At 35.1% G+C, this 2,920-nt stretch carries 3 protein-coding genes and 1 pseudogene; 1 reads left to right on the top strand and 3 read right to left on the bottom strand.

Translation table 11 applies throughout. From position 1 onward, the window contains the following. Nucleotides 1-235 (top strand): acetate uptake transporter (locus VFS71_RS15695; protein ID WP_326402437.1); only part of this gene is annotated, 235 nt, incomplete at its 5' end. Between the two features lie 97 nt (nucleotides 236-332). On the opposite strand, the gene VFS71_RS15700 is transcribed toward VFS71_RS15695, so the two are convergent. From VFS71_RS15700 to VFS71_RS15710, 3 genes and pseudogenes are all read right to left on the bottom strand, one after another. Further along, nucleotides 333-1,376 (bottom strand): o-succinylbenzoate synthase, encoded by a 1,044-nt coding sequence (locus VFS71_RS15700; RefSeq protein WP_326402438.1) that lies wholly within the window; start codon nucleotides 1,374-1,376, stop codon nucleotides 333-335. Between the two features lie 31 nt (nucleotides 1,377-1,407). Next, nucleotides 1,408-2,613: a tetratricopeptide repeat protein gene (locus tag VFS71_RS15705; protein WP_326402439.1), complete on the bottom strand. Its 1,206-nt coding sequence runs from the start codon at nucleotides 2,611-2,613 to the stop codon at nucleotides 1,408-1,410. Nucleotides 2,614-2,752: 139 nt separating this feature from the next. After that, a pseudogene (locus VFS71_RS15710) lies at nucleotides 2,753-2,920 on the bottom strand (hydrolase); the annotation flags it as partial.

Below are 2,920 nucleotides of genomic sequence, written 5' to 3' on the forward strand. Positions count from 1 at the left end.
GATTTTTACTGCTTTTATGTGGTGGGGAACTTGGGGTGGCAGTAAAGTACAACAATTTGTTTTTTTATCGTTAACCATTTTATTTTTCGTTTTGGCTATTGAAAAAATTACAGGAATCGAAGCATTGGCACCAGTTGCGGGAGCAATTGGCGTTATTTGCGGAAGTAGCGCTTTTTACCTAGCTGTAGCCGAACTTTTGGAAGAAGTAAAAAACAAAAGAGTACTACCTTACTAATATTAGAATCCTAATTATATTAAATGCAAAAGGCACAAAACAATATCTGTTTTGTGCCTTTTGTATTTAATACGTTTTATTTTCTTTGCTATAAAACCTAAAAAGCATCAATATCCAAATTCCAATCCAACTCACTACCGTACCATAATTGTCCTTGAGAAACTAACAAAGGGCAATCAAAATTATTGGTATATAATGCTCCCGTTCCTAATCCTTGCGGTATCGGATTGTTGAGTACAAATGTCCATTGAGCGATGGCATTAAGTCCAATATTACTTTCTAAAGCAGATGTTATCCACCATCCAATATTATGTTTTTCAGCCAAGGAAATCCATTCTTGAGTACCCCGAAATCCACCCACAAAACTAGGCTTCAAAATAATGTATTGTGGCTTGATTTTGAGTAACAATTCTTCTTTTTTAGCAGCTGTAAACACTCCTATCAGTTCTTCGTCCAATGCAATTGGAAATGGAGTCATTTTACACAGCTCTGACATACTGTCAGTGTTGTTTTTTTGTATCGGTTGCTCAATACTATGTAACTTAAATTCAGACAATTGATTTAATTTATCTAAAGCTTCATTTAAACCAAAAGCACCATTAGCATCGACTCTTATTTCAACTTGTTCTGGTGTAAAATGTTGCCTAATAAAGCTCAATAATTGCAGTTCTTTATCAATATCTATGGCTCCAATTTTGAGTTTTATGCATCGAAATCCATCTGCTAATTTCTCCTCAATTTGTTGCTTCATAAAAGCCTCTTCTCCCATCCAAACCAACCCATTAATTGCAATAGATTTTGTGCCATTTGTAAAGTCGGAGAGAAAGAGTAAAAAAGGAGTTTCACTCGCCAAAGACAAGAACGCCATTTCAACTCCAAACTGTATCGAAGGAAACTCTAGTAAAGCATCCCAAAGCTGATCTTTCCCAAGATGGATATTAGCACAAGTCCATTGCAGTTTTTCTTCATAATCGGGACGATCGTCAATACTCAATCCTCTCAAAATACCGCACTCTCCTATTCCTTTTTTACCGTCTTGTTCCAGAATGATAAACCAAGTTTCTTTTTCGTTCATCACACCACGCGATGTTCCAGATGGACGTTTGAAATTTAGAATGTATTTGTGGTATGAGGCGAACATGTTTTAGATTTATAGATTATTGGACTTTTTACTATTCTTTCATCAATTTCAAAACTTTATCAAAATCTTCGTTCTGGATTCCAGCTTTTTGGAAAGCTTTGAAATCCTGTTCGGTTTTTTGAACCCAACTCAAACTGTCGGTAACGTTTTGATTTTGATATTTCTTGTAGATTTTTTTGGCTTCTTTGTAATTATCATTCAGCAAATATGCATGAGCCAAATTTAATTGAACCAACAACTCCGTATTATCGAGTTTTTCACCGTCTTTCAAGTATCTTAAAGCTTTTCCATATTGTTTGGTCAAAAGATAACTGCTCCCAATTACGTTATAATCCAGAACTGTAGCCTTACCGTCATTTATAATTACCCCTAATTTCTCAATTGCATCACCATATTTGCCCTTTTTTATCAAAAGTGATGCTTCTTTACGCAAATCGGAATAAACAGCGGTAGAAGTGCTTGTTTCACCAAAACAGGTATTGCCGGCGTCTTTGAAAACTTTAGAACGTTCAATCGACAATAATTTTTGAAACTCCTGAAATTTGTACTTGTCTTGAATTTTATCCAATACACAAACGCAAAAATTATCCGAATTGGTCATTTTTTGAGCCAAATTAGAAGTTTTACATTGGTCAATAATAGTCTTTCTGTTATCCACGCTCCATCCTCGGCTTAATTTTTTATCCACCCAAGGCACAACTTCCAAAACTATTTTTTGCTTCATAATCCAGTTTTTACTTTCAAAACCAAACCATAAAGCGGCTGAATTCCCGTCCAAACAGCTTGATTTATCAACAGAAAGACGTTTGGCATCTTTACTTACGGGTTCGTCTTGAACCAAACAGGATTCGAGTGTTTTTCCTGAATCTTTGTATTCTGAGGCAAATTTATCAGTAGAAAAAATGGCATACGTACATTTATCGTCACCAGATATTTTAGACAAAACAAAAACGGCCCCAGCAGATCCTTGGCTAATTCCAGTTGGATCAGGAATTGATTTTAGGACAGAAACCAGACTGCTAGCCAGTTGCTGATTTTCGTCCAAAAGAGTTATTCTATATACGATTTCGGTGGTTCCGAGCGGTAAATCTTCGGTTTTAATGATTATTCGGCCTCTTGCTGAAACACTTATTTCCTTGGTAGTGGATCTATCTTTATCCCAATAGCCGTCTTGTTGTGAGAAAGCATTAATTGTGAATTGAAGCACTATAAATAATAGAAAATATTTTTTCTTCATTATGAAAATATTGATCTTTTAAAATAAAAGGTATTAAATAATGGAATGCCCTAGCCCTGATAGCAGTGGAAATCCTTTTCTATTCTCTTTTTTAAGAGAATAGAAAAGATTGAAACGGATAGCAGGAAATAGCTCCTAATTATAATTCAATAAAACTGCCAATTTCAAGCAACATCAAGTCTTTTCCTTTGTCAAAGAATTTTTTGATGGCTTCCTCATGGTTGATTTCGATGTATCCAAATGTATCGTAATGATAACCAAGAATCTTATCGCATTCGACAAAATCTGAGGCTATTATGGCGTCATC

The organism is Flavobacterium sp. (assembly GCF_035760125.1).
In the GTDB taxonomy this organism is placed as follows: domain Bacteria; phylum Bacteroidota; class Bacteroidia; order Flavobacteriales; family Flavobacteriaceae; genus Flavobacterium.